Genomic DNA, 20,283 nt, shown 5'->3' on the forward strand with positions numbered 1-20,283 from the left:
ACACCCTCCTAGCGTCAGGGGTCCGGACGCACTCGGTCGTCCGTCCCCCCACCCCGGAGGCTCGTCATGCCCCACCGTTCTCCTCTTGCTCGCGCTGCCACCGCGGCCGGCTCGGCCCTGCTGGCCGGCGCCCTGCTCGCCCCCGTGCCCGCGTCGGCCGCCACCGGCCCGACGCCGTCGTCCTGCCCGGCCGGGGTCGCCGACGTCGCCGACTGCTGGACCGGCCAGGACGACAACGGCGCCTACTACGCCATCGCCGTCCCGCACGACTGGAACGGCGACCTCGTCGTCCACGCCCACGGCGGCCCCGACCTCGGCGACGCGTCCGACCCCGCCCGCAGCGTCGAGGACCTCGACCGCTGGGCGGTGATGGCCCGCGAGGGCTATGCCTGGGTCGGCTCGGCCTACCGCCGCGGCGGATACGGCACCCGGATGGCGGTCGCCGACACCGAGAGCGCCCGCCAGGTCTTCGAGGAGACGTTCGGCGTGCCCGGCACGACGCTCGCCCACGGCCAGTCGTGGGGCGGTGACGTCGCCGCCAAGCTCGTCGAGGTGCACCCGACGTCGTACGACGGCGTGCTGCTCACCAACGGCGTGCTGGCCGGCGCCTCCCGCGGTTACGACTACCGCGTCGACCTGCGCACGGTCTACCAGTACTACTGCGGCAACCACCCGCGCCCGACCGAGCCGCAGTACCCGCTCTGGATGGGGCTGCGGGAGGACTCGACGATGACCTCGGCTGGTCTCCGCTCGCGCCTGCAGGAGTGCACCGGCAACCAGTCCGCGCCAGCCGACCGCACCGCGCTGCAGCAGCGCAACCTCGACGACATCCTCGCCGTCACGAAGGTGCCCGAGCGGACCCTTGAGTCGCACCTGCGCTTCGCCACCTTCACCTTCCGCGACATCGTCCACAACCGCCTCGACGGGCGGAACCCCTTCAGCAACAGGGGTGTGCACTACTCCGGCAGCCACGACGACAAGGCGCTCAACCAGGGTGTCGAGCGGTTCTCCGCCGACCCGGACGCCAGGCGGGACCTCACCTGGGACAGCGACCTCACCGGCGCAGTGACCATCCCGACCGTGACGCTCCACGCCATCGACGACCCGACCGCCTTCGTCGAGCACGAGTCTGCCTACCGTGCGACCCGCGAGGGCGCCGGCACCGCCGACACGCTCGTGCAGGTCTTCAGCCGCGAGTCCGAGCACAGCTCGCTGAGCAACAGCGGGTACGCCGCCGTGCTCGACGCGCTCGACACGTGGGTCGACACCGGCATTGAGCCGACGCCCACCGGCGTCGCGGCCACGTGCGGGGGATTCGACACGACGTACGGCAGCGGCTGCTTCCTCGACCCGGCCTTCGAGCCGGCGTCGTACGACAGCCGCGTCGAGGCGCGCCCGGGCGGCCACCGGTGGCCCACGATGAGCGCCGCGCAGGAGCGGGCCTGGTCGCGGACCCCGGGCATCGGGATCGAGCCGTGACCCGTGGCTGAGCGGGTGAGGGGCGTCACGCCGGGACCTACGATGTGCCGGTGCTGACGCGACCTCGCCACGAGCAGTCCGTGGCTCGCCAGGTGCTGGTGCTGCAGCTCATCGTGGTGCTGGTCCTGGTCGTGACCGCGCTCGGCCTCGCGACGTACGACGCGCGCAACGACATCCGGGCCAGCGCCCGCGGTGAGGCGGTGTCGGTCGCGAGGGCGGTGGCGCGCTCGCCGGTGGTCCGTGAGGCGATGGCGACCAGCGAGCCGACCGCTCTGCTCCAGCCCTACGCCGAGGCGGTCCGTGTCGACACGGGCGTCGACTTCATCGTGGTGATGGACCGCGACCGCACCCGCTGGTCGCACCCCAGCCCCGAGCAGCTCGGCAAGGCCTTCATCGGCAACCTCGGCGGGGCGCCCGACGGGGACGTCTTCACCGAGGAGTACGTCGGCACGCTGGGGCCGTCGATCCGGGCGATCGTGCCGGTCTTCGGGCAGAGCTCGGCCTCCGACACCAGCAACGGCGCGCCCGTGGTGGCGCTGGTCGCGGTCGGGATCACGCTGACCCAGCTCGACGACCTGCTCGTCGACGAGTTCGCCGACATCGTCGTCGCCGCACTCGCCGTCCTCATCGTCGGGATCGTCGGGGCGTGGCTGATCGCGCAGCGGCTGCGGCGCCAGACCCACGGCATGGGCGAGCGCGAGATCACCCGGATGTACGAGTACTACAGCGCCGTCCTGCACGCCGTTCGCGAGGGACTGCTGCTGATCGACCTCGACGGCCGGGTCCAGCTCGTCAACGACGAGGCCCGCCGGCTGCTCAACCTGCCCGGCGACGTGGTCGGTCGGTCGCTCGACGACCTCGGCCTGCCGCCGGCGCTCGTCGAGGCGGCGTCCGGCGAGCGCGGCGCCGACGAGGTCTACGTGACCGGCGACCACGTCCTGGTCGCCAGCTCCAGCGCTGCCTTCTGGGACGGCAAGGAGGTCGGCGCGGTGGTCACCCTGCGCGACCACACCGAGCTGCAGGCCGTGACCGGCGAGCTCGACGTCGTCCGCGGCCTCACCGAGTCGCTGCGCGCGCAGACCCACGAGGCCGCCAACCGGTTGCACACCGTGGTCTCCCTCATCGAGATCGGGCGCACCGAGGAGGCGATCGACTTCGTCACCGACGAGCTCAAGGTCGCGCAGATGCTGACCGACCGCGTCGTCGGCGCGGTGGGCAACCCGGTCGTCGCGGCACTGCTGCTCGGCAAGTCCGCGGAGGCCGCGGAGCGCGGTATCTCGCTCACCGTCACCGGCGAGCTGCCGGCGTCGTTCGCCGTCGGCTCGCCGCGCGACCTCGTCACCGTCCTCGGCAACCTCGTCGACAACGCGATCGACGCCGTCGCCGGCACCGCCGATCGCCGCATCGTCGTGCACCTCGAGGGGTCGCCCGGCCACGCGCGGCTCGTCGTCGGCGACAGCGGACCCGGGCTCACCCCCGAGGAGGCCGCGCACGCCCTCGAGCGCGGCTGGACCTCCAAGGTCGACGCCGGCGACGCGCACGGCGTGGGTCTCGCCCTCGTCTCGCAGGTCGCCCGGCGCCTCGGCGGCGGGGTGCGGATCGGCCGGTCCGAGCTCGGCGGCGCCGAGATGGTCGTCGTACTGGGCAGGGCGCCCGAGCCGGCGAGCACGCCGGCGAGCACGTCGACGAGCACGTCGCCGAGCACGTCGACGAGCGCGGAGGTGCAGGCGTGAGCGTCCGGGTCCTGGTCGTCGAGGACGAGCCGCTCGTCGCGGAGGCGCACGCGGAGTACACCCGCCGCGTCGCGGGCTTCGACGTCGTCGGCGTCGCCAACTCCGCGACCGAGGCCGCCCGCATGCTGGGCGATCGCGAGGTCGACCTGGTGCTGCTCGACATGTACCTCCCCGACGGCCACGGGCTCGGCCTGCTCCGCAACCTGCGCGCCGGCGGCACCATGTGCGACGTCATCGCGGTCACGTCGGCGCGCGACGCCGAGATGGTGCGCCGTGCCGTCGCGCACGGGGTCGTGCTCTACCTGATCAAGCCGTTCACGTTCCCGATGTTCCGCGCCAAGCTCGAGCAGTACGCCGACTACCGCCGACAGCTCGGCGACGCCCCCGAGCAGGTGATGCAGGACGAGGTCGACCGGATGCTCGGCTCGCTGCGCGTCGCCACCTCCGACGGCGCCCTGCCCAAGGGGCTCACCGCGGAGCGGCTCAACGAGGCGATGGACCACCTCCGCACGCCCCCCAGCGTGCTGTCCGCCCGCGAGCTCGCCGAGAAGCTCGCCAGCTCGCGCGTCACCGCCCGGCGCTACCTGGAGCACCTCGCCGACATCGGTGTCGTCGCCCGGTCGCTGCGCTACGGGGGGAGCGGGCGGCCCGAGGTCGAGTACCGCTGGCAGCACTAGCGCTCCACACGGTGACGTACGAGCGGTGAGTGAGACAGGTTCCTGGCGACCAGAACATGTCTCACTCACCGCTTGGTGCGTAGATCAGTCGTCCTCGCCCTGGAAGACGACCTCGCGCTTGCGGCGTACGGACGGCAGCACCGCGATGATGATGATCAGCGCGGCGAGGATCAGCAGCGACGCCGAGATCGGCCGGGTCAGGAAGACCGTCGGGTCGCCCCGGCTGATGATCATCGCGCGGCGGAGGTTCTCCTCGAGCAGCGGCCCGAGCACGAAGCCGAGCAGCAGCGGCGCGGCCTCGCAGCCCCACCGGATGAGGAAGTAGCCCACGACACCGGCGGCGGCGATGGCGAACACGTCCCACGAATTGAGGCCGAGGGAGTAGCAGCCGATCGAGGCGAAGGCGATGATCGCCGGGAACATCACCTCGTAGGGCACCGACAGCATCTTCACCCAGATGCCGATGAGCGGCAGGTTGAGCGCCACCAGCAGCAGGTTGCCCACCCACATCGAGGCGATCAGGCCCCACACCAGCTCGGGCTCGTCGTTGATGACGTTGGGGCCGGGGGTGATGCCCTGGATGATGAAGGCGCCGACGAGCAACGCCATCACCGGGTGCGCCGGCAGGCCGAGCGAGAGCAGCGGGATGAACGACGTCTGCGCTGCCGCATTGTTGGCCGATTCGGGCGCCGCGACCCCCTCGATGACGCCGGTGCCGAACTTCTTCGGTTCCTTCGAGAGGTTCTTCTCCACGGAGTACGACGTGAAGCTGGCCAGCACGTGCCCCCCGCCGGGCAGCACGCCGAGCACCGACCCGAGGGCCGTGCCGCGCAGGACGGGCATTCGGATGCGCCGGAAGTCGTCCCTGCTCAGCCAGAGGCCCTCGACCTTCTTCGTCACGATCGAGGACGAGTTCTTCGTCTCGAGGTTGCGGATGATCTCCGCGAGGCCGAAGAGGCCGACCGCGAGCGAGACGAAGTCCAGGCCGCCGTAGAGCTCGCGCACCCCGAAGGTGAAGCGCGGGACACCGGTGAACTGGTCCTGGCCGATCGTGCCGAGCAGCAGGCCCAGCACGATCATGGCGAGTGCCTTGACCGCCGACCCGCTGGCGAGCGCGATGCTCGCGATCAGGCCCAGGACGACGATCGCGAAGTAGTCCGCCGGGCCGAACTTCAGCGCCAGCTGCGCCAGCGGCGGGGCGAACAGGGCGAGCACGATGGTGCCCACGGTCCCGGCGAAGAACGACCCGAGGGCCGCCGTCGCAAGGGCCGGTCCGGCCCGCCCCTGTCGGGCCATCTGGTGCCCGTCCAGCGCCGTCACCACCGATGACGACTCACCTGGCAGGTTGAGCAGGATGGCCGTCGTGGAGCCGCCGTACTGCGCGCCGTAGTAGATGCCGGCGAGCATGATCAGCGAGGCGACCGGGTCGAACTCGAAGGTGATCGGCAGCAGCAGCGCCACCGTCGCCGTGGGGCCGATGCCGGGCAGCACGCCGACCGCGGTGCCGAGCGTGACGCCCAGCAGGCAGATCAGGATGTTGGTCGGCTGGAGCGCGGTCTCGAGGCCGAGGAGGATGCCGTCCACGTCAGCCTCCCAACCAGTCGCCGAGCAGCGGCAGCCGCAGCTGCAGCAGCGCCACGAAGACGACCAGGCACAGCGCCGTGATGCCCGCGGCCGTCAGCGCGGCCTTGAGGGGGCTGGTGCCGTGGCCGGCCATCGCGGCGATGAACGTGGTCACGAACAGCGTCGGGCCGAGCCCGAGTCCGGAGACGAAGAACCCGAAGAACATGATCGCCGCCACGAGCAGCCCGCCGCGTCGCCACGGGATCGGCTCCCGCTGGACGTCGCGGATCGACGGGTCGCCGCCGCGGAACCCCATCGCGACGATGAGGACCCCGAGCACGACCAGCAGCCCACCGAGCACCAGCGGGACGTAGCCCGAGCCCATCCGTAGCGCCGAGCCGACGTCGTACCGCGAGCCGCCGATGGCGAACGCGAGGCCCAGCACGACGAACGCGGCACCCGCGTAGAGGTCCGGCCGGAACGGCGCCGGGCGGTGCCCGGCGCCGTCCACGACGGTGTGGTCGGTGCTCATCCGCCGGTGACTCCGGACTCCTCGATGATCGGGGTCCACAGGTCGATCTGCTCCTGGAGCTTGGCCGTGTGGGCGTCGGGGGTGACGTCCTCGGCCACCGCGGGGGTGGTGCCGAGGTCGGCCATGCTGTCGATGACGTTCTGGTCCTGCAGCGCCACCTCGAGGGCCGCCGTCAGCTTCTCGACGATCTCGTCGGGCGTCTCGGACGGGACGTAGAGCCCGTGCCACACGCCGACCTCGACGTCGGTCCAGCCCTCCTCGGCGGTCGTCGGGAGGTCGGGCAGCGCCTCGATCGGCTCCGGCGTGGTGACGGCGTACGCCTTGATGTCACCGGACTGGATCTGCGCGGCCGTGTTGGTCGTCTGGTCGCACATGAAGTCGACCTGGCCACCGACGAGGTCGGTCAGCGCCGGACCGGTGCCGTCGTACGGCACCTCGGTGAGGTCGACGCCGAGCTGCTGCTCGATGAGGAGGCCGCAGAGCTGGGAGGCGGCGCCGACGCCGGCGTTGGCGAGGGTGACCGTGTCGGCGTTCTCCTCGACGTAGGTCGCGAGCTCATCGAGCGTCTCGGGCTCGAAGTCCTTGCGCGCGACGATCGTCATCGGCACGTCGGTGACCAGGCCGACGGTCTTGAAGTCCTCCACCGGGTCGTAGGCCAGGTCGGGGTAGAGGCCCGGGGCCGTCGACATGCCGATGTGGTGGATCAGCACCTCGTAGCCGTCGGGGTCCGCGTCGGCGACCTGGCCCGCCGCGACGGTGCCGCCCGCGCCCTCGACGTTCTGCACGATGATCTCGGCGCCGAGCTCCTCGGACATCGGCTCGGCGATGAGGCGGGTGACGGTGTCGGTCGGTCCACCGGCCGCGAACGGCACCACGAGGGTGATGTCGTCGTCGGGGTAGGCGGCCGGGTCGGCCTCGCCGCCACCACACGCAGCGAGTGTCAACATCGACAGGCAGGCGAGGGTGGCCAGGGGGGTGCGCCGGTGCATGGGAGCTCCTAGATCGGGGAGTGTGTCGCCGGTCACACTCCCCACCCGCAGGCCCCGGGTCACCGTTGTGCACCTTGTGTTCACGGTTGTGTTCACGGCCCCGGGCGGTGCGTCAGCCACATTTCGGGCGGGCGGTATGTCGCTCAGCCACCGCTCGCGGGCGTGTCGTCGTACGACGCGCGGGTGGGCGGTGCGTGAGCCACCTTCGCGCCTGGCGGAAGGTGGCTGGGCCACCGCTCGGCGGCGGGATAGGGGGCCCGTGGCGAGGTATCTAGGGACGATCTGGTCGTTCAGATGGCCCAATGGCCTACCAGGTCGTCCCTAGATAGCTCACGCGACGGAGGAGCGGAACCCGCGCAGCCGGAGGCTGTTGGTCACGACGAACACGCTGGAGAACGCCATCGCGGCGCCGGCGAGCATCGGGTTCAGCAGCCCGGCGGCGGCGAGGGGGAGCGCGGCGACGTTGTAGGCGAAGGCCCAGAACAGGTTGCCCTTGATCGTGCCGAGGGTGCGGCGGGAGAGCCGGATGGCGTCGACCGCGACGAGCAGGTCGCCACGCACGAGGGTCAGGTCGCCGGCCTCGATGGCCACGTCGGTGCCGGTGCCCATCGACAGCCCGAGGTCGGCCTGGGCGAGGGCGGCGGCGTCGTTCACCCCGTCGCCCACCATCGCGACGACCTTGCCGGCGGCCTGCAGCCGCTGCACCTCGGCGACCTTGTCGGCCGGCAGTACGTCGGCCACGACCGTCTCGATCCCGACCTGGTCGGCGACGTGGCGGGCGGCGGCCTCGTTGTCGCCGGTGAGCAGGATCGGAGTCAGGCCGAGGTCGCGCAGCTCGGCAACGGCCTGCGCGGACGTCGGCTTCACGGTGTCGCCGACGACGATGACGCCCCGCGCGCGGCCGTCCCAGCCGACGGCGACGGCGGTACGGCCCTCGCCCTGCGCGCGCTGGACGGCGGCGTCCAGCGACGGCGGGAGGTGCTGCGCCCAGTCGGCCAGCAGGCTCGGCCGGCCCACGACGACGGCGTGGCCCTCGACGACGCCCTGGACGCCCAGCCCCTCGCGGTTGGCGAAGTCCTCGACGACCGGTAGCTGAGGACGTGGTGGACGGGATCCGGGCTCGATCACGTACGCGGCGTCCTCAGGTACACCGGCGGCGGCGGCGATCGCGCGGCCGATCGGGTGCTCGGACGCCGACTCGAGCGCGGCTGCGAGGCGTCGTACGTCGTCGACGGACTCGCCCTCGGCGACCACCACGTCGTGGACGGTCATCTCACCGGTGGTCACGGTGCCGGTCTTGTCGAGCACGATCGTGTCCACACGCCGGGTCGACTCGAGGACCTCGGGTCCCTTGATGAGGATGCCGAGCTGGGCGCCACGGCCGGTGCCGACCATCAGCGCGGTCGGCGTGGCCAGGCCGAGGGCGCAGGGGCAGGCGATGATCAGGACGGCGACCGCGGCGGTGAAGGCCGCCGTGGCACCCGCCCCGGCGCCGAGCCAGAAGCCCAGGGTCGCGACGGACAGGCCGATCACGATCGGCACGAAGACGCCCGACACGCGGTCGGCGAGGCGCTGCACCTCGGCCTTGCCGTTCTGCGCGTCCTCGACCAGCCGCGCCATCTGCGCGAGCTGGGTGTCGGCGCCGACGCGGGTGGCGCGGACGACGAGCCGACCGCCGGCGTTGACCGTGGCGCCAACGACGGCGTCGCCGGGCTTCACCTCGACCGGCACCGACTCCCCGGTGAGCATCGAGGCGTCGACCGCGGAGCTGCCCTCGACGACCTCGCCGTCGGTGGCGACCTTCTCGCCGGGGCGTACGACGAACAGGTCGCCCACCGCGAGCTGGTCGACCGGGATCCGGGTCTCGCTGCGCCCACCAGAAGCGTCGTCGCGCAGCACCGCCACGTCGCGCACGCCGAGCTCGAGCAGCGCCCGGAGCGCCGCACCCGCGCGTCGCTTGGAGCGGTGCTCCAGCCAGCGCCCGGCGAGGAGGAACGTCGTCACCCCGGCCGCGGCCTCGAGGTAGATGTTGCCCGCGCCGTCGGTGCGGTCGATCGAGATCCGGAACGGGTGCGTCATGCCGGGCTCGCCCGCGGTGCCGAGGAAGAGCGCCCACAGGGACCAGCCGAACGCCGCCAGCACGCCGACCGACACCAGCGTGTCCATCGTGGTCGCGCCGTGGCGCAGGTTGGTCCACGCCGCGCGGTGGAAGGGCCACGCGCCCCACACGACGACGGGGGCGGCCAGGGCCAGCGAGGCCCACTGCCAGTAGGTGAACTGCCAGGCCGGGACCATCGCCATCGCGACGACCGGGATGCTGAGGGCGGCGCTGACCAGCAGCCGCTGCAGCAGCGGGTCGCGCTCCGGCTCGGCCGCGGCGACCTCGTCGGGCTGCGTCGGCAGCGCGGCGGCGTAGCCCGCGGCCTCGACGGTCCGCAGCAGGTCGTCGGTGGAGACGGTGACGGGGAAGGAGACCTTGGCCTTCTCGGTGGCGTAGTTGACGGTGGCCGAGACGCCGTCGAGCTTGTTGAGCTTGCGCTCGATGCGGTTGGCGCACGACGCGCACGTCATGCCGGTGATCGCCAGCTCGACGTCGCTCAGGGGCTGGGCCTCAGTGCTCGATTCAGTGGTCATGGTCCCCTCCCTCCGCGTGGTCCGACGAGCTCGGGTCGCCCGACGGCGCTCCGCCCGACTCGACCGTGAACGCCGCGGTGTGCACCTGGCCGCGGTGCTGGAAGTCCAGGAACAGGCGGTACGTCGCCGGCTCGGGGAACGCCGTCGCGAAGTCGATGCCCGGTCCGGCCGGCCCCTCCTCCGGGTGGACGTGGAGGTAGCCCAGGTCGCCGGCGCGCATTGCGACGAGGTGGCCGTAGGCGCCGAGGTAGGGCTCGAGGTCGGTGACCGGCTCGCCGTCGAGCTCGATCCGCGTCGTGAGGACGGTCGATGCCCCCGGCGCGGTGTCGCCCTCCAGCGTCGCGGTGTAGGTGCCGGCGTCGGTCTCGACCGTCGCGACCCTGTCGTCGGCGGGCAGCGCGGCGGGCGTGAAGTCGCCGGCGACCGACACGTCGTCGGCCAGCGTGATGCCCTCCCAGCCCTCGGGCACGAGGTCGGCGACGACGCGCCACACGCCGGGCGTGAGCCGCACGTCCACCGACCAGGTGCCGGTGTCGCGGTCGAGTCGCGGGTGGACGTGCTGGAAGCCGGTCAGGTCGCGGCGTACGACGATGAGGTGCAGGTCCTTCTCGTGCTCGCGCGTGTAGTCGAGCAGGGGGCGCCCACTGGAGGTGAGCACCTGGAAGTCGAGGCGGGTGCGCCCTGCGGCCGGCGTCCGGTCGGCGAGCGCGAGCGTGAAGCCGTCGGCGCGAGCGGTGAGCCCGGTCGCCTCGGCGACCGCGGCGGAGTGGTCGTCGTGCGACCCAGCCTCGGCCTCGTCACCGTGGGTCGCCTCGCCCTCGTGCGCGACGGGCTCGGTGTCGAGCGGGCCGACGAGCCGGCCCCCGCCCCACGCCAGCGCGAACGCGGCGGCCAGGGCCGACACGAACGCGAGGACACGCAGCGGCGTGCTCATCAGGAACTCCTGTGGTTGAGGTTCAAGAACTCGATGCGGCGCCCTGTCGGCTCGCTGGCGCTCACTGACAGGTCACCGCTCTCATGTCAGACGACTGCGTAGCCGGCCTCCTCGACGGCGGCGCGGACGGCCGACTCGTCGAGGGGGGTCGCGCTGGTGACCGTGACGGCTCCGGTCTCGACGACGACGGCGACGTCCTCGACGCCCGCGATCTCGGAGATCTCCTCGGTGACCGACGCGGCGCAGTGGCCGCAGGTCATCCCGGTGACGGTGTAGGTGGTGGTCTCGCTCATGGGTGCTCCTCGGAACGTGGAAAGTGCGTGGGGTCAGGACTTCACGAGGCGGGCGATGGCCTCGGAGGCCTCCTTGAGCTTCTGCTCCTGCTCGGCCCCGCCCTGCCGGGCGGCGTCGACCAGGCAGTGCGCCATGTGGTCGTCGAGCAGGCTGAGCGCAAGCGCCTGGAGCGCCTTCGTCGCCGCGGACACCTGGGTGAGGATGTCGATGCAGTACTTCTCCTCCTCGACCATCCGCTGGATCCCGCGGACCTGCCCCTCGATCCGGCGGAGGCGCTTGAGGTGCGCCTGGACGGCTTCGTCGTTGCCCTCGAGGTGGCCGTGCTGCTCGCTCATGCTCCGAAGATACCCCTAGGGGGTATCTAGATCAAGTTGAGGCCCACCCCAGGGGGTGAAAAAGGTCGTGCTGGCACCACCGGAGGGGATGTATGGCACCACCCCGGGCTACTGTCCAGAGTGACGGTCGGGGGGTCGTCGGGAGGTGGGCGGTCCATCTCTCCGAGGCGATCCCTAGGACCCACCATGGACATCCGTGTCGCGCTGCTCGGCGGCGATGAGCTCGTGAGGCGAGGCCTCGACAGCATGCTGAAGACGCTGGGCGGCTTCGAGCTCGGGACGATCAAGGACCGTTCGCGCCTGCCCATCGACATCGCGCTGGTCGAGACGTTCGGGACGGCGCGCGGCGACACCACGCTGCAGCGCGCGGTCACCGACCCGTACATCCGCCGGGTCGCGGTCTACACGTGGAACCACCAGCCCGGGCTGGCCCACGAGCCGCTCGGCGACGGCGTCACCGGCTACCTGGCCAAGAGCCTCAACGCCCAGCAGCTCGGCCGCGCCCTGCGAGCGATCCACCTCGGCGAGACCGTCGTCGCCCCGCTCCTGCCGGTGCTGCCGACCAAGGACCTGCGCTCGACCACCCAGATCGACTTCCTGACCGCGCGTGAGCGCGAGACCCTCGCCCACATCGCCACCGGCAAGAGCAACGACGACATCGCGCGGCAGATGCAGATCTCGCTCAACTCCGTGAAGTCCTACATCCGCAGCGCCTACCGCAAGACCGGCGTCCAGAGCCGCAGCCAGGCGGTCCTCTGGGCCGTCTCGCACGGCCTGGCGGCCGAGGTCTTCGAGCGCGTCTGACCCTCGGGTCTACCCGGCGCTCGCGGGCGCCGGCGCCGGTGCCGCGGGACGTACGCCGGACGCGCGCGGCCACTCGCCGCGGCTGATCAGCACCTCGCGCAGCAGGTCGGGGCGGTCGGTGATTGTGCCGTCCACGCCCATGTCGAGCAGTGCGCGCATCGCGGCCGGGTCGTCGACGGTCCACACGACCACCCGGATGCCGAGCTCGTGGGCGCGTCGGATCACCCGCTCGGAGTGCACGGGAAGCCGTCCGAGCCGGATCGGCACGTGCGCGAACGCGCCGCCCGCGAGGACGTCGGTCCGCAGCCCCGGAGGGCGTACGCCACCGCGCGAGCAGGCGATGAGCGTGGTGAGCGAGCGCCAGCCGAGCGCCGTCGTCACCCCCGGCGCCTCGTCGCGGAGACGGTCCAGCCAGCGGGACCACGCCCCCGCCACGAGGACCCGCTCCGCCCACCCGGGGTTGGCCCGCAGCAGCCGTGCCATCGCCCCGATCGACGCCTCGTCCTTGAGGTCGATCGCGAACCTCGCATCCGGGAAGGACGCCATCGCCTCGACCAGCGTCGGGATCCGGTCGGTGCCCCCGACGCGCAGTCGGCGCAGGGCGGCCAGGTCCAGGTCGGTGACCCGTCCGGGATGACCGGTGACCCGGCGCAGCGTGGGGTCGTGGAAGCACACGACGTGTCCGTCGCGGGTCGTGCGGACGTCGGTCTCGAGATGCGTCAGGCCCAGCGCGGTGGCCCGCCCGAAGGCGGCGAGGGTGTTCTCAGGGGCGAGCCCCATGCCTCCGCGGTGGGCGATGGCGAGTGGTCCGGTGTGGTCGCCGTAGCTGGTCACGCGCCCAGCATGTGCGGCTCCGCGGACTCCTGTCGCCCCGGGTGGCGACGTCCGGGCGAGTGTTCACCGAGGCTTCGCACGCGCGCCCGGAGGACGTCGTACGACGTCCCCCGGACGCCCGCGGGAACTGACATCGGGCGGCCTTGGGAGACTGCGCTCATGACGACCCGGACCGCCACCCGTCTCACCGAGATCGCCGCCGACCACCTCGACCCCGACGCCGCGCGCCGCTGGCTCGCCCTCCTGCGTCCGGCAGTGCAGCTCGTCCCGGCCGGCCCCGGCGACCCGGTCGTCGCCCGCCTCGGCGGCACGCCCGACCTGCCGCCCGGGATCGAGTGGCCGCAGTGGCCCGGTCAGGGTCGGCTGTCGTTCGTGGTCGAGCTCGACCTGGCGGCGCTGGCCGCGACGGGGGCGGACGCAGGGATCACCCTGCCGGCGGAGGGCCGCCTGCTCGGGTTCTACTTCGAGCCCGACGGGGACGGCCGCGTGGTCCTGTCCGGAGACCCCGACACGGTGCCGGGCTCGCGGCTGCTCCACGTGACCGGCACCGGGCCGGCGGCCGACCCGGCCGCCGAGCTCACTGCGATGCAGACCCTCACCTGGCCGGACGACGAGCACCCGGCCCTGGAGGACGAGGGCCTCGAGGAGCTGCCGGACCCTTTCTGGGACGAGCTCGGCGACCTGCGCGAGGAGGACCTCGGGTCCGACTCGTGGGGTCGTCAGGTGGGCGGTTGGGCCGATCCCGTGCAGGCCTCCGTCGAGCTCGAGACCGCCGAGCTCCGCCTCGGCGCTGCGACGTACGACGACGTCCACCGGGAGGAGGCGCTCCGGTGGCGCCCCCTCCTGCAGATCGACAGCGACTGGGCCGACGGGACGGCGTGGGAGCCGGCGGACTGCCTCTACTGGCTCGCCCGCACCGACGGCGCAGTCCCGTTCCAGGTGCCCGACGACGTCGGCTTCACCTGGCAGTGCTGACGATCAGGTGCGGTAGCCGCCGAGCAGCTCGGCCAGGCGCAGGTGCGGCTGCGCCTCGTCCTTGAGCCCCTTGCGCTGCAGGGCGCGCCCGACCAGCAGGTGGGCGTAGGGCTCGTTGGGGTCGTGCTCGAGCAGCTCGGTCGCGACCCGGATGGTGCCGTCGAGCTGGGCCGAGTGGAACAGCGAGCGCGCCAGCAGCAGGCGTACGTCGGTGAGCTCGTGCCCCACGTCACCGGGGTCGTCGAGAAGCTCGGCCAGGAGGACCGCCGCCTCGCGGTAGCCGCGCTCCTCGAAGAGCGCCTGCGCCCGCAGCCAGCGGTCGTGGGTGGTGTCCTCGAGCAGCCCCGCGTGTCCGCGCAGCAGGTCCTCGAAGGGGGTGAAGTCGGTCATCGTCGCTCCTCTCGAAGAGCACGTCCCCCGGGTGTCCGGAGGACAGGCCGCCGGGGGGCTTGGTCCGAGCGTGCGCCCGGATGCCGGTCCAACGCCGCAGGTGCCCCGGCGATTCCACGGCCGGTCGCGAGGAATACTGGGCGAGGCAGTCCCGTTGGAGGTGGTACAAACTTCAACCACCGGTTGGACCCAATCGCAGGAGGACCTCATGCAGTTCGGCATCTTCAGCGTCGGTGACGTCACGACGGACCCGACCGACGGACGCACCCCGTCCGAGGCCGAGCGCATCTCGGCGATGACGCAGTACGCCCTCAAGGCGGAGGAGGTCGGCCTCGACGTCTTCGCGACCGGCGAGCACCACAACCCGCCGTTCGTCGTGTCGTCCCCGACCACCCACCTCGGCTTCATCGCGGCGCAGACCGAGAAGCTGCTGCTCTCGACGAGCACGACGCTGATCACCACCAACGACCCGGTGAAGATCGCCGAGGACTACGCGTTCCTGCAGCACGTCTCCGGCGGCCGCGTCGACCTGATGATGGGCCGCGGAAACACCGGCCCGGTGTACCCGTGGTTCGGCAAGGACATCCGCGACGGCATCAAGCTGGCGGTCGAGAACTACCACCTGCTGCGCAAGCTCTGGCGCGAGCCGGTCGTCAACTGGCAGGGTCAGTTCCGCACGCCGCTGCAGGGCTACACCTCGACGCCCGCGCCGCTCGACGGCACGCCGCCCTTCGTGTGGCACGGGTCGATCCGCAGCACCGAGATCGCCGAGCAGGCGGCCTACTACGGTGACGGCTTCTTCCACAACCACATCTTCTGGAACAAGGAGCACACCGAGCAGATGGTGAAGCTCTACCGCCGCCGCTTCGAGCACTACGGCCACGGTGCCGCCGACCAGGCCTACGTCGGCCTGGGCGGCCAGGCCTTCATGGCCTCCACCGAGGCCGAGGCCAAGCGCGTCTTCCGGCCCTACTTCGACAACGCCCCGGTCTACGGCCACGGCCCGTCGATGGAGGACTTCACCGAGATGACGCCGCTGACCGTCGGCACCCCCGAGCAGGTCATCGAGCGCACCCTCGGATTCGCCGACTACGTGGGCGACTACCAGCGGCAGCTGTTCCTGATGGACCACGCCGGTCTGCCCACCTCGCTGGCGCTCGAGCAGATCGAGATGCTCGGCACCGAGGTCGTGCCGGTGCTGCGCACGGAGTTCGAGCGCCGTCGCCCGGCCCACGTGCCCAGCGACCCGCCCACCCACGCGTCCCTCGTCGCCGCCGGTCCCGACGCGCCGCACCACCTCGTCGAGCCCGCCCGGGCCCGCGCCGAGGAGCTCGCGCAGCAGGCCGAGGTCACCGCATGAGCCGTCGCATCGTCGTGGTGACGGCGGGGCTGACCGTCCCGTCGTCCACCCGGCTGCTGGCCGACCAGCTCGCCGAGGCGACGACCGCGCAGGTCACCGCCCGCGGCGAGTCGGCGGACATGGAGTTCATCGAGCTGCGCGAGGTCGCCGGTGAGCTGGCCACCTTCATGGTCACCGGCGGCATCCCGACGCCGCGGCTGACCGAGCTGCGCGAGCAGGTCGCCGCGGCCGACGGGATGATCGTCGTGACGCCGGTCTTCAACGGCAGCTACAGCGGGCTGTTCAAGATGTTCTTCGACGCCCTCGACAAGGACTCGCTGGCCGGTACGCCGGTGCTGATCGCCGCGACCGCCGGCAGTGCCAGGCACTCGCTGGTCCTCGACCACGCGCTGCGGCCGCTGTTCGCCTACCTCCGCGCGGTGGTCGTACCCACCGGGATCTTCGCCGCGACCGAGGACTTCGGCAGCCACGGCCTCTCCGACCGGATCACCCGCGCTGCGGCCGAGCTCGCCGCGCTGGTGCTGAGCCAGGGCGGCTACGGCGTCGGCGGGTTCGCCCCTGACCTCGCCGCGCGCCCGCGGCGTACGTCCGGCACGAAGGTCGCGGCCGACGTGACGCCGTTCGGCGACCTGCTCCGGGGGCACGCCGGCGAGGCCTGAGCCCCACCGGCGCGCCCCAGGCCACTCGGGCGCTCAGCGCGCCGACGCGAGCTCCGGCTCGGCACCGGCTCCACGGGCGTCGTCCTCGTCGACGACCTCGCCGAGGGGCGCTGCCGGGCGTCGCGGCCACCACACCCGCTCGCCCAGCAGCACGAGCGCGGCCGGCAGCATCACCAGCCGGATCAGGGTGGCGTCGACGAGGATCGCGGTCGCCAGCGCGACTCCCATCATCTTCATCTCGAGCATGCTCAGCGTCGCGAAGATGGCGAAGACCGACACCATCACCGCAGCGGCGCTGGTCACGACGGATGCGCTGTCGCGGATGCCCTGCTCGACGGCGAGGCGGGTCGGGAGGCCGCGCCCGACCAGCTCGCGGATCCGGCTCATCACGAACACGTGGTAGTCCATGGACAGCCCGACCAGCACCACGAGCACGAAGAGCGGGATCCAGTCGATGACGAACCCCGGGCTGGTGAAGTCGAGCAGGCCCTCGAGCCAGCCGTGCTGGAACACCAGCGTGAGCACGCCGAAGGCGACGCCGACCGAGACCAGGTTGAGGAAGGTGGACAGCAGCGCGACCGGCACGCTGCGGAACGCCGTCCCCATCATCACCAGGGTCAGCAGGAGCACGAACCCGATCACCCCCGGCATCCACGCCCGCAGGTGGTCGTCGAAGTCGAGGTTGGACGCGGCGTCCCCGCCCACGGCCCATTCGGTGCCCGAGTCGGTGAACGCCGCCGGGGCGAGGTCGTCGCGCAGGTCGTGGATCGCGGCGGCGCTGCGCTCGTCGGACTCCGGCCAGGGCAGCGCCATGGTCAACGCGGACGTGGCGCCGTCCTCGGCGTCGACGAGACCGTCGGGGACCGTCTCGAAGTCGGCGCGTCCAGCAGCCGCCTCCAGCGTGGCGAGCGCACTGCGGGCGTCGTCGCCGCGGGCGACGACGGTGACGGTCGTGCCCTCGCTGGGGAACTCCTCGGCCACCGCGCGGAGGGTGTCGGCGGCCGGGATGCCGCGGGGCAGCGTCTCGAGGCTCGAGGCGTGCATCGTCATGCCCAGGGCCGGCACGGCGAGGACGCCGACGACCGCGACGGACGCCGCCAGTGCGGCCGCCGGACGGCGTACGACCGGCGCGAGGACGCGGCTGCTGATCCCGCCGGCGCCGATACGTCGGTTGAGCCGCCAGAGCAGCGGGACCCGCGGCCGGTCGACCCAGCGGCCGAGCGCGACCAGCAGCGCGGGGAGCACCGTGATCGACCCGACGACCGCCACCGCGACCACGACGATCGCGCCGAGGGCGAGGGAGTCGAAGGTGACGGAGCCGACCAGGTAGAGGCCCGACATGGACGCCGCGACCGCGAGACCGGAGACCACGATCGAGTGGCCCGAGGTCTGGGCGGCGATCTCGACGGCGTCGAGCGTGGTGCGGCCGCGGGCGCGTTCCTCGCGCTCGCGCTTGAGGTAGAAGAGCGAGTAGTCGACCCCGACGGCCATCCCGATCAGCACGATCATCGAGTTCACGGTGGGCTCGGCCGGCACGACGTGGGAGGCCGCCGCGGCGATGCCCATCGTCGCCGCCACGCTGCCGAGCGCCAGGAGGACCGGGATGCCGGCCGCGATGAGGGCACCGAAGGCCAGCAGCATGAGCACCAGGGTCACCGGCAGGCTGATCCCCTCCGCCGAGGACAGGTCCTCGGCGACCTGGTCGTTGATGTCCCGGTCGGTGGTGAGGTCGCCCGCCTGCCGGACGGTGAGGTCCGGGTGGTCCGCGGCGACCGTGGCCGTCACGGCCTCGAGCGGCGCGGGGTCCTCGACGCCCTCGTCGAGCGACACCGCGACGAGCATCGCGGTCCGGGCGTCGTTCCACACCGGGGCGTCCACCTCGGCGACCCCGTCGGCGTCGGCCATCCCGGTGGCGACCTCTTTCGCCGCGCGCGGCAGCTCGGCCCGGTCGCCCCGGTCGCCCTGGAGCAGCACCACCTCGCCCGGTGGCGCCGACAGGCCCGCCTGCTCGGCCATCGCGTCGGCCCGCCCGGACTGCCCGATGCGGTAGTCGGCCTCCTCTGCCTGCTGGGTGGGGACGAGGACGGCCAGGCTCGTGGCAGCCACCACGAGGACCAGCCAGGTGAGGATCGCGCGCCAGGGGTGCTCGGCGCTCCAGCGCGCGGCCCGCTGCGGGATCCGGGTGATCAGGTCGGCGGCCATGGCCGTGCTCCGTTCGGTGGGTGGTGGGTCGTCCTCCAACCTCGCGCCGCTCGGCGTACGGCACAGCGGGGGCACCTCCCGAGCCGGAGTGGGGTCAACCCCACCGTGCGGAGCCCGCGGATCCGTGAGGATGGGGACATGGCAAGCACGGCGGGACCTGCGCGGCTGACGCGCAACGCACTGCTCCAGGTGCTGCTCGCCGTCCCGACGCTGCTGGCCCTGGTGCTCACGGTCGTCGGTGGGGCGACGGCGCTGCTGGTGGTGGGGATCCCGATCGTTCTCGTGGGGCTGCCGATGCTGCGCTGGATCGCCGACCGGCACCGCTCGATGGCCGCCGAGGCCCTCGGGCACCCTGTCCCGGCCGAGCGCCGTCCGGTGGACGGGCAGCCAGTGCTGCGCCGCCTGCGGACCTGGGCCGCCGACCCGATGTCGTGGCGGGAGCTCGCGTGGGCCGTCGTCTCGACGACGGTCGGGTTCGCGATCTCGCTGACCGTGGTGCTGCTGGCGGTGCTCATCGTGACGCTGGTGCTGTGGTGGTTCGCGACGCCGCAGCTGATGATGCTCCGCAGCCGGCTCGACGCCCGCCTGCTGAGCCGGGGCAGCCACCAGCTGCTCGAGGAGCGGGTCGCCGTGCTGACCGAGACCCGGGCCGAGCGCGTCGAGGACTCCGCCGCCGAGCTGAGGCGCATCGAGCGCGACCTCCACGACGGCGCCCAGGCCCGGCTGGTGGCCCTGCGGATGCACCTCGGCCTCGCCCAGGAGCTCGTGGAGACGGACCCGACGGCCGCACGGACGCTGCTCGCCGAGGCAGCGGCCACGACCGGTGCCGCGCTCGGCGACATCCGCGACGTCGTCCGCGGCATCCACCCGCCGGTGCTGGCCGACCGCGGCCTCGCGGGTGCCGTGGAGGCGATCGCCCTGGACCTCGCGGTGCCCGTCCAGGTCACCCCGGACCTCCCGGCCCGCCTGCCCGCGCCGGTGGAGTCGGCGGCCTACTTCGCGGTCGTGGAGTGCCTGGCCAACGTCGGCAAGCACGCCGACGCCGAGCACGCCTGGGTGGAGCTCCGCCACGTCGACGACCTGCTCACCGTGGTGGTCGGCGACGACGGCCGGGGCGGCGCCGACCCGGCCGCCGGGTCGGGCCTGCGCGGGGTCGCGCGGCGGCTGGCGGCGCTCGACGGCACCGTGAGAGTCTCGAGCCCGTCGGGTGGACCGACGCTCGTGACCCTGGAGGTGCCGTGCAGCTCGTCCTCGCCGAGGACAACGCCCTCCTCCGGGACGGCCTGACCCGGATCCTCGAGGCGCACGACCTCACGATCCGGCACTCCGTCGCCAACGCGCCCGAGCTCGAGGTCGCGCTGGCGGACCCGGAGGTCGACGCCGCGGTCGTCGACGTACGCCTGCCTCCGACGCTGACCGACGAGGGCCTGCGCGCCGCCATCGCGGTGCGCGCCGCTCGTCCCGGCTTCCCCGTCCTGGTGCTCTCCCAGTGGGTCGAGCACCTCTACGCCCGCGAGCTGCTGGCCAGCGGCGAGGGTGGGGTGGGCTACCTCCTGAAGGACCGGGTCGGCGACATCCGTGACTTCGTCGACGCCGTACGACGGGTCGCCGGTGGCGGCACCGTCCTGGACCCCGAGGTGGTCGCCGCGCTCATGGCCCGGCCGCGCGCCCGGGCCGTCGACCGCCTCTCGCCGCGCGAGCGGGAGGTGCTCGCGCTGATGGCCGAGGGCCGGTCCAACGCCGCCATCGCGGCGCGGCTGGTGATCACCGAGAAGTCCGTCGACAAGCACGCCAGCGGGATCTTCACCAAGCTCGACCTGCCGCTCGCGCCCGACGACAACCGTCGGGTGCTCGCGGTGCTGGCCTGGTTGGACTGACCGCCCGGAGGG

General features: G+C 72.6%; 19 protein-coding genes. 9 read left to right on the forward strand and 10 right to left on the reverse strand.

Going from position 1 to position 20,283, the window contains the following annotated elements; genetic code table 11:
- Nucleotides 1-66 precede the first annotated feature (66 nt).
- Genes JOD65_RS03725 through JOD65_RS03735 form a run of 3 tightly spaced genes read left to right on the forward strand, consistent with a single transcriptional unit; the run spans nt 67 to nt 3,889 of the window.
- Complete coding sequence (locus tag JOD65_RS03725) at nt 67-1,479, forward strand: alpha/beta hydrolase family protein (RefSeq protein ID WP_191193693.1); 1,413 nt, start codon at nt 67-69, stop codon at nt 1,477-1,479.
- A 50-nt stretch (nt 1,480-1,529) separates the two neighbouring features.
- Nucleotides 1,530-3,212 carry a sensor histidine kinase gene (locus JOD65_RS03730; RefSeq protein ID WP_307820910.1) on the forward strand — a complete coding sequence of 561 codons (1,683 nt, stop codon included), beginning with the start codon at nt 1,530-1,532 and terminating at the stop codon, nt 3,210-3,212.
- On the forward strand, nt 3,209-3,889 hold the full coding sequence (locus JOD65_RS03735) for a response regulator (RefSeq protein WP_191193691.1): 681 nt from the start codon (nt 3,209-3,211) through the stop codon (nt 3,887-3,889). Before JOD65_RS03730 ends, JOD65_RS03735 begins: the two co-directional genes overlap by 4 nt.
- Nucleotides 3,890-3,973: 84 nt before the next feature.
- On the opposite strand, the gene JOD65_RS03740 is transcribed toward JOD65_RS03735, so the two are convergent.
- The 7 genes from JOD65_RS03740 to JOD65_RS03770 form a co-directional block, all read right to left on the reverse strand.
- On the reverse strand, nt 3,974-5,473 hold the full coding sequence (locus tag JOD65_RS03740; protein ID WP_191193690.1) for a tripartite tricarboxylate transporter permease: 1,500 nt from the start codon (nt 5,471-5,473) through the stop codon (nt 3,974-3,976).
- Nucleotide 5,474: 1 nt separating this feature from the next.
- Nucleotides 5,475-5,984 carry a tripartite tricarboxylate transporter TctB family protein gene (locus JOD65_RS03745; protein WP_191193689.1) on the reverse strand — a complete coding sequence of 170 codons (510 nt, stop codon included), beginning with the start codon at nt 5,982-5,984 and terminating at the stop codon, nt 5,475-5,477.
- Complete coding sequence (locus tag JOD65_RS03750; RefSeq protein WP_191193688.1) at nt 5,981-6,973, reverse strand: tripartite tricarboxylate transporter substrate-binding protein; 993 nt, start codon at nt 6,971-6,973, stop codon at nt 5,981-5,983. The genes JOD65_RS03745 and JOD65_RS03750 overlap by 4 nt, the downstream gene beginning before the upstream one ends.
- Before the next feature lie 330 nt (nt 6,974-7,303).
- Nucleotides 7,304-9,607: a heavy metal translocating P-type ATPase gene (locus JOD65_RS03755; protein ID WP_191193687.1), complete on the reverse strand. Its 2,304-nt coding sequence runs from the start codon at nt 9,605-9,607 to the stop codon at nt 7,304-7,306.
- A complete protein-coding gene (locus JOD65_RS03760; RefSeq protein WP_191193686.1) occupies nt 9,597-10,541 on the reverse strand; it encodes a DUF8832 domain-containing protein in 945 nt (314 codons plus the stop codon). Before JOD65_RS03760 ends, JOD65_RS03755 begins: the two co-directional genes overlap by 11 nt.
- A gap of 86 nt (nt 10,542-10,627) precedes the next feature.
- Nucleotides 10,628-10,834, reverse strand: a complete 207-nt coding sequence (locus tag JOD65_RS03765) for a heavy-metal-associated domain-containing protein (protein ID WP_191193685.1) — start codon at nt 10,832-10,834, stop codon at nt 10,628-10,630.
- Between the two features lie 33 nt (nt 10,835-10,867).
- Nucleotides 10,868-11,170, reverse strand: coding sequence for a metal-sensitive transcriptional regulator (locus JOD65_RS03770; RefSeq protein ID WP_129477404.1), 303 nt, complete (start codon nt 11,168-11,170; stop codon nt 10,868-10,870).
- Between the two features lie 186 nt (nt 11,171-11,356).
- Between JOD65_RS03770 and JOD65_RS03775 the strand changes: the two genes are divergently transcribed.
- On the forward strand, nt 11,357-11,974 hold the full coding sequence (locus JOD65_RS03775; protein WP_191193684.1) for a response regulator transcription factor: 618 nt from the start codon (nt 11,357-11,359) through the stop codon (nt 11,972-11,974).
- Between the two features lie 9 nt (nt 11,975-11,983).
- Here the strand turns inward: JOD65_RS03775 and JOD65_RS03780 are convergent, their stop codons facing one another.
- Complete coding sequence (locus JOD65_RS03780; RefSeq protein WP_204810938.1) at nt 11,984-12,808, reverse strand: glycerophosphodiester phosphodiesterase family protein; 825 nt, start codon at nt 12,806-12,808, stop codon at nt 11,984-11,986.
- 159 nt (nt 12,809-12,967) lie between these two features.
- Here JOD65_RS03780 and JOD65_RS03785 point away from each other — a divergent pair, with 159 nt between their 5' ends.
- Nucleotides 12,968-13,783, forward strand: a complete 816-nt coding sequence (locus JOD65_RS03785) for a DUF1963 domain-containing protein (protein ID WP_191193683.1) — start codon at nt 12,968-12,970, stop codon at nt 13,781-13,783.
- A gap of 3 nt (nt 13,784-13,786) precedes the next feature.
- On the opposite strand, the gene JOD65_RS03790 is transcribed toward JOD65_RS03785, so the two are convergent.
- Nucleotides 13,787-14,173, reverse strand: a complete 387-nt coding sequence (locus tag JOD65_RS03790) for a tetratricopeptide repeat protein (RefSeq protein ID WP_191193682.1) — start codon at nt 14,171-14,173, stop codon at nt 13,787-13,789.
- A gap of 208 nt (nt 14,174-14,381) precedes the next feature.
- On the opposite strand from JOD65_RS03790, the gene JOD65_RS03795 reads away from it, so the two are divergent.
- Both JOD65_RS03795 and JOD65_RS03800 read left to right on the forward strand, forming a co-directional pair.
- Nucleotides 14,382-15,533 carry an LLM class flavin-dependent oxidoreductase gene (locus JOD65_RS03795; RefSeq protein ID WP_191193681.1) on the forward strand — a complete coding sequence of 384 codons (1,152 nt, stop codon included), beginning with the start codon at nt 14,382-14,384 and terminating at the stop codon, nt 15,531-15,533.
- Nucleotides 15,530-16,192 (forward strand): FMN reductase, encoded by a 663-nt coding sequence (locus tag JOD65_RS03800; RefSeq protein WP_191193680.1) that lies wholly within the window; start codon nt 15,530-15,532, stop codon nt 16,190-16,192. Before JOD65_RS03795 ends, JOD65_RS03800 begins: the two co-directional genes overlap by 4 nt.
- Nucleotides 16,193-16,225: 33 nt before the next feature.
- Here the strand turns inward: JOD65_RS03800 and JOD65_RS03805 are convergent, their stop codons facing one another.
- The gene (locus tag JOD65_RS03805) at nt 16,226-18,394 is read right to left on the reverse strand and encodes an MMPL family transporter (RefSeq protein WP_191193679.1); all 2,169 of its coding nucleotides are present in this window, start codon (nt 18,392-18,394) and stop codon (nt 16,226-16,228) included.
- Nucleotides 18,395-18,532: 138 nt separating this feature from the next.
- Here JOD65_RS03805 and JOD65_RS03810 point away from each other — a divergent pair, with 138 nt between their 5' ends.
- Entirely contained in the window at nt 18,533-19,681 is a 1,149-nt protein-coding gene (locus tag JOD65_RS03810; protein WP_191193678.1) for a sensor histidine kinase, read from the forward strand.
- Nucleotides 19,633-20,271, forward strand: a complete 639-nt coding sequence (locus JOD65_RS03815) for a LuxR C-terminal-related transcriptional regulator (RefSeq protein WP_191193677.1) — start codon at nt 19,633-19,635, stop codon at nt 20,269-20,271. Before JOD65_RS03810 ends, JOD65_RS03815 begins: the two co-directional genes overlap by 49 nt.
- The last annotated feature ends 12 nt before the right edge of the window (nt 20,272-20,283 follow it).

The organism is Nocardioides cavernae (genome assembly GCF_016907475.1).
Classification (GTDB): domain Bacteria; phylum Actinomycetota; class Actinomycetes; order Propionibacteriales; family Nocardioidaceae; genus Nocardioides; species Nocardioides cavernae.

Excerpts from the sequence above, each read along its gene's own strand:
- JOD65_RS03790 (WP_191193682.1), bottom strand. The coding sequence starts at position 14,173 with ATGACCGACTTCACCCCCTTCGAGGACCTGCTGCGCGGACACGCGGGG.
- JOD65_RS03755 (WP_191193687.1), bottom strand. The coding sequence starts at position 9,607 with ATGACCACTGAATCGAGCACTGAGGCCCAGCCCCTGAGCGACGTCGAG.
- JOD65_RS03775 (WP_191193684.1), top strand. The coding sequence starts at position 11,357 with ATGGACATCCGTGTCGCGCTGCTCGGCGGCGATGAGCTCGTGAGGCGA.
- JOD65_RS03805 (WP_191193679.1), bottom strand. The coding sequence starts at position 18,394 with ATGGCCGCCGACCTGATCACCCGGATCCCGCAGCGGGCCGCGCGCTGG.
- JOD65_RS03745 (WP_191193689.1), bottom strand. The coding sequence starts at position 5,984 with ATGAGCACCGACCACACCGTCGTGGACGGCGCCGGGCACCGCCCGGCG.
- JOD65_RS03765 (WP_191193685.1), bottom strand. The coding sequence starts at position 10,834 with ATGAGCGAGACCACCACCTACACCGTCACCGGGATGACCTGCGGCCAC.
- JOD65_RS03800 (WP_191193680.1), top strand. The coding sequence starts at position 15,530 with ATGAGCCGTCGCATCGTCGTGGTGACGGCGGGGCTGACCGTCCCGTCG.
- JOD65_RS03795 (WP_191193681.1), top strand. The coding sequence starts at position 14,382 with ATGCAGTTCGGCATCTTCAGCGTCGGTGACGTCACGACGGACCCGACC.
- JOD65_RS03810 (WP_191193678.1), top strand. The coding sequence starts at position 18,533 with ATGGCAAGCACGGCGGGACCTGCGCGGCTGACGCGCAACGCACTGCTC.
- JOD65_RS03760 (WP_191193686.1), bottom strand. The coding sequence starts at position 10,541 with ATGAGCACGCCGCTGCGTGTCCTCGCGTTCGTGTCGGCCCTGGCCGCC.
- JOD65_RS03770 (WP_129477404.1), bottom strand. The coding sequence starts at position 11,170 with ATGAGCGAGCAGCACGGCCACCTCGAGGGCAACGACGAAGCCGTCCAG.
- JOD65_RS03725 (WP_191193693.1), top strand. The coding sequence starts at position 67 with ATGCCCCACCGTTCTCCTCTTGCTCGCGCTGCCACCGCGGCCGGCTCG.
- JOD65_RS03785 (WP_191193683.1), top strand. The coding sequence starts at position 12,968 with ATGACGACCCGGACCGCCACCCGTCTCACCGAGATCGCCGCCGACCAC.
- JOD65_RS03750 (WP_191193688.1), bottom strand. The coding sequence starts at position 6,973 with ATGCACCGGCGCACCCCCCTGGCCACCCTCGCCTGCCTGTCGATGTTG.